The organism is Dyella sp. (assembly GCF_036568765.1).
Classification (GTDB): domain Bacteria; phylum Pseudomonadota; class Gammaproteobacteria; order Xanthomonadales; family Rhodanobacteraceae; genus GSA-30.
In genome coordinates this window covers 1-5354 of sequence record NZ_DATCRY010000008.1, presented here as the reverse complement: position 1 = coordinate 5354, position 5354 = coordinate 1, and the positions used below count along the sequence as shown (strand labels likewise).

General features: G+C 62.4%; 3 protein-coding genes. 1 reads left to right on the top strand and 2 read right to left on the bottom strand.

Annotated features, from left to right (window positions below; genetic code table 11):
- On the bottom strand, nt 1-714 hold a 714-nt coding region (locus VIM98_RS00525; protein ID WP_331991130.1), incomplete at its 3' end, for a TonB-dependent receptor plug domain-containing protein.
- 68 nt (nt 715-782) lie between these two features.
- Nucleotides 783-3866: a beta-phosphoglucomutase gene (gene pgmB / locus VIM98_RS00520; RefSeq protein ID WP_331991129.1), complete on the bottom strand. Its 3084-nt coding sequence runs from the start codon at nt 3864-3866 to the stop codon at nt 783-785.
- A gap of 345 nt (nt 3867-4211) precedes the next feature.
- Between pgmB and VIM98_RS00515 the strand changes: the two genes are divergently transcribed.
- Nucleotides 4212-5171 carry a LacI family DNA-binding transcriptional regulator gene (locus VIM98_RS00515; protein WP_331991128.1) on the top strand — a complete coding sequence of 320 codons (960 nt, stop codon included), beginning with the start codon at nt 4212-4214 and terminating at the stop codon, nt 5169-5171.
- The last annotated feature ends 183 nt before the right edge of the window (nt 5172-5354 follow it).

Below are 5354 nucleotides of genomic sequence, written 5' to 3'. Positions count from 1 at the left end.
GCGCACACCGTCGGACTTGCGCCAGAACCCGCCGACACTGCCGTACCAGCCGTCGGCGAACTTGAAGCCATAGAAGCCGTCCAGGCGCACCATGCCTTCGGAGCCGTACGTCACGCCCACATCGCCGGAGGGCGTATCGGTGCCTTCGCGCAGGATGAAGTTGGAGGTCAGGCCGGGCTGGCCGTTGCCATACAGCACAGCCGGGCCGCCGAGCACGAATTCGGCGCGGTCGATGGTGTCGTCGAGACGAAACATCGACGAGTTATCCATGAACGACAGCGTCGACATCGGGAATATCGGCGAACCGTTGATCTGGAACGTCACGAACGGTGCGTCGCCGCCACCCGGGAAACCGGCCACTTCGATGTTTGCGCCGGTCTGTCCGCCGGAGGATTCGGGAAACACGCCGGGTGCCATCTTCAGAAGATCGGCCGAACTCTTGGGATTGAACTCGCGGATCTGGTCGAGCGTGGCTGCTGTGATCGAGTAAGACGTGTCGATTTTCTTCAGGCCGCCGGTGGCCGCTGTACCGGTCACCACGACCTGATCGAGGTTGGTGGTGCTCTTGTTCTGCGGCGGAGGGGCTGGCGTGCCAGGCGCCTGTTGCGGCACGGGTTGCGCCGCGGGTGCCGCATCCTGCGCGTACAGCGACGTAGCCAGTAGCGTCGCGATGCTGGTGACAAGCAGTCGGCGGGTCATGTGTTGCATATTCATGGTGTTCCTCCCCATCAAAGAAAAAATTGCTGTTGTTGTGTTTCTTAAGGAGCGGTACTGCGCGCTGGTCAGTGCGGTGAAGTTTCCGAGCAGCGATCGGTCGCGGCTTGCGCCGGTGCGGTGGATCCAGGTGAAGTCGATTGGAGATAACGCCGGATGTCGAAAGCGTCGATGCTGGGCAGGACATCCTCGGCACGGCAAAGCACTCGGGCGTCGCCGACGCCGACTGCGCGCATGCCGGCGGCGAGAATGCTGTCGATACCTGCGGCGGCATCCTCCACGCCCAAGCAGCGCTCCGGCGCCAGATGCAGGGCTGCGGCTGCGGCGAGAAAGATTTCCGGATCCGGCTTGGAGCGCACGATGCGGGATGCGTCGACGACGTAGTCGAACAAGCTGGCGATGCCAAGCCGTTCCAGCAACAGCGGTGCATTGCGGCTGGCTGAGGCCAGTGCGGTGGACAGGCCTGCCGCGCGGACGCTTTCGACCGCGTTGCGTGCCCCGCTTAAGAGCTGCTCGGGGCCGAAACGTTCGATCTGTTCGACGTAATAGGTATTCTTGCGCTCCTCCAAGGCGCGCTTCTCGCGCTCGGAATAATCGTGGGGTGCGCGTTCCAGCAGGATGTCGAGCGAGCCGCGGCGATCCACCCCCTTCATGCGTTCGGCAATGGCCTCGTCGAATGGCGCGCCGATTTCTTTCGCCAGCCGTTCCCAGGCTGCGCGATGTACGACTGCGGTGTCGGCGATGACACCGTCGAGATCGAAAATTACCGCTTGCAGCGACGCTTCACGGGGATGGTGCGGTTTGGATAGCGATTCGCCACGGCGGAGGCGAACCGGCTGGCCGGCATGCCGGAACGACACCTCTTCGCCACGCGTTACCGTGTAGTGAGCTCCTGCAGCATCGACATCCACGCGCAGGTGGGCGCCGTGCCAGATAACGCCGAAACGGTAGCGGTTCCATGCTTTGGGGAGCTGTGGATCCAGTGTCAGTTCGCCGTCGATCACGCGCTGGCCGCCGAAACCCCAGGTGAAGGCCAGCCAGCTACCGGCCATGGCCGCCATATGGATGCCATGTGCGGCGTTGCCATGAAGGTCGTCCAGGTCGACGCGCAAGGTGTCGTTGAAGTAGCTGTATGCCTTGTCGAGCTTGCCCACTTCCGCCGAGATTACGCCGAACGTCGAAGCCGACAGCGTCGAATCGTGTATGGTGACGCCTTCGTAATACTCCAGATTGCGGCGCTTGGCCGCGCGATCCACATCCTCGCCGGCCAGCATCAGAGCGAGCACGGTATCGGCTTGCTTGCAGACTTGGCGACGGTAGATCGACATCGGGTGCATGCGGAGCAGCAAGGGGCGCTTAGGCTCTTCCTTGGGCAACGCGCGCATGCGCGGCAGGTCGAGGAAGGCGTCGTCCTGAGGAAAAATGCCAAGCAGCGCATCGACCGGCAAGTACATCGCATCGGCTGCCCGTCGCCACGCTGCGATTTCGTCGTCGCCCAGGCCGATGCGCGTACACAGCGCCCGGTAGTGTTCTGTCGCGTGGGACGACATCCAGTCTGCGGTATCCGCCGCATCGCGCAGATGCCGCTGCGCCATGCGGTTGGTGTAATGGTTGTTGTGCACCAAGGCGGAGTATTCGTCCGGCCCGGTGACTTCATGAATGCAGAAGGCGCCACCGCGGCGGGGATTGAAATGGCCGATATCCAGCCATACGCGCGCGGTCTCGAACAACATTTCGGCGCCGCACTCGCGCAGGAACTCGGTGTCGCCGCTGGCATCGACGTATAGCCGGATCGCCCAGGCGACGGCCGCATTGATGTGGTATTGCGCGGAACCGCCAGGGAAGTATGCCGAGCACTCGTCGCCGCTGATCGTGCGCCACGCATAGAGCGCCCCGGCAGGATGGTTCAGTTCGCGCGCATGCAGCCGGGAACGATCGAGCGTGCGATAGCGATAGGAGAGCATGCTGCGTGCAAGCGCTGGCGCCAGCGTCGCGAGCACCGGCAGCATGAACACTTCGGCGTCCCAGAAATAGTGGCCTTCGTAGCCTTCGCCGGTCAGGCCTTTGGCTGCGGTGCTGCCGCTGTCGTCGCGCGAGCTGGACTGGAATACATGAAACAAGTTGAAACGTAGTGCCTGTTCGCTTCGCGGATCGCCGTCGATAGCGATATCGGCATCCTGCCAGAGCCGTTCCAGTTGCTCGGCCTGGTGTTGGAGCAGGGGAGAGAAACCAGCCCGTCTGCCTCGCTCGATCGTGGCCAGGACACGGTCGAACAGTTCGGTATGCGGTTGGCAGTCGCCGGGCCGGGTGCACGCGTAGGCGGCGTATTTCTCGATCGCTACGCTTTTGCCGGGGTGCAACGCACCGTCGTAAATCTGCATCACGCCGTTCTTTACGAGTGCCGCGTGACGAAACACCAGGCTTTCGTCGAGCGGCGCGTGTGCTTGTGCGCAGATCAGGCGGATATCGCTGTGTGTGGTTTGCTGGCCGACCCACGCCAACGCTTCTTCGGCAAAGGTGTCGGTATTGATCAGGCCACCATCCAGACGCGTACCGATGCGTGGATCGTGCCCTTGCTCGACCGCGTCGCGTGCCGTGCTGATGGCCGACTCAAGCGTGATCGGACCGTCGTAGTCGACCGAGGCGACGCGATAGCGAATTGCCAGCAAGCCCGGTTCGTCCAGGCAGACTATGCGCTCGGCGTGGATGTCCAGGGTGTAGCCGTCCGGGGATCGCCAGCGCAGGTGTCGTGCGTAGCAACCGTTGCGCAGGTCGAGCGAGCGCGAGAAATCCAGCCATTCCCCATCTTCCAGCCGCACCGGCGTGTCACCGAGGCGCAGATGGATGCGCGTGGCGTCCGCAACCGGGATGCGGGTATCGGTATGAGCGGCGAAGCCGGGAAAGCGTTCGTGGTACTCGATGGGTGTGCGTTCCCATACGCCCGCCAGGAAACTGCCCTGGGTCGGGCTATCGTCTTCCTCGAGGCCGCCGCGCACACCGAGCGAGCCATTGGCCAGCGCAAACAGACTTTCGTCCTGGGCAAAGGCCGACCGATCCTTCAGGCGACGGGTCAGCACCCAGGGGTCGATGGCTGGATTGCCTGAGGCTGCCGGCGCTGCGTTCCGGGCAGCGACCGAATCGTGGAGTTCCAACGTAAGTCCCCTAAAAAAAGTGCGGCGATGGAGGGGCTGGGCGGTTGCGGTTCAGCTCGCTCCGTGAACGGGGCGCGAGCATTGCAGCAAATGATATCGATATCAAGATATCGATATCATTTGCTGCGGAGCGTCATGGAAAGTGGTTTGGCAGCGGTTTAGGCGAAGGTTTTTACGGGTCCGCTGCCTAAGTCCTGGCGGGCCAGGATGAGCCCGTGTGGCCGCACGGTGGTTCCACCGGCAGGCCGTTGTGGTGCAACATCCAGATAGGAGTCATGAGGTCGGATCTTGAGTCGCGTACACGGAAAAAAAAATCAGCGGGGAACGACGTCGGGACATCTGACCATGGCCGATCTGGCCCAGTTGGCCGACGTATCCAAAATCACCGTATCGCGGGCGTTGAGCGACAGCCCGCTGGTCAACCGTGAAACCCGCGACCGGATCCAGGCGCTGGCTCGCGAGCATGGGTACAAGCTCAATGTAAGCGCGCGCAATTTGCGGCTGCGCCGCAGCTATACCGTCGCGGTTATCGTGGAAATGAAGCCCAGCAACGACCGCACGATGTTCGACCCTTATCCGCTGGTTTTGCTCGGCGGTATCTCGCAGGAGCTGACCGCGGCTGGTTATAGCGTGCTGCTGACCACACGCCAGGGCGCAACGGCGGCGGCGGTGCAGGCAGCTGACGGTCTGATCCTGCTTGGCCAGGGCGTGCATCAGGATGCTGTGCGTCGATTCGACAAGCTCGGTTTGCCGATGGTGGTCTGGGGGGCGCGCGGCGAGCATGACGAGCACACTATTGTGGGCAGCGATAATCGTGCCGGCGGCGCGGCCGTGGCTCGGCACTTTGTATCCAAAGGCCGGCGCAATCCCATTTTTATCGGCAACCCGGGCCACCTGGAAATCTTCGAGCGCCTGAGCGGCTTCGTCGACGAGTCGGCCGTGCATGGCATCAAGCCGCTACTGATTCGTCGCGATGAATTTACTGTCGCTTCGGGTATCGACGCTGTCGAATCGCTGGCCGCGCGCGGCGTGGCCTTCGACGCCATCTTCGCGTGCAGCGACCTGCTGGCCATGGGCGCGATTCGTGCGCTTGATGCACTTGGTCGCAAGGTGCCCAAGGATGTTTCCGTGATCGGCTATGACGACATGCCGTTGGCCGCGAGCTTTATGCCGCCTTTGAGTTCCGTGCGGCAGGATTGGCAGGCCGGCGGCACTTTGCTGGCGCGCAAGGTGCTGGGGCTGATACAGGGTGAGGATGTGGGGTCGGAGGTATTGCCGGTGGAGTTGGTGGTGAGGAATACGTGATTTAGGCGTACGAAAAAGCCGGTTTCGTATCTCCTTATCTAAGAGCGACTTCAGGGAACCTCTAAAAACCTCGCAATCGCCCGAACATAGCGAAAGCGGATCCTATCGTTGTGGGAGCGACTTCAGTCGCGACAAGGACTTGCGATAAGGCACGATCGTCGCGACGAAAGTCGCTCCCACAGA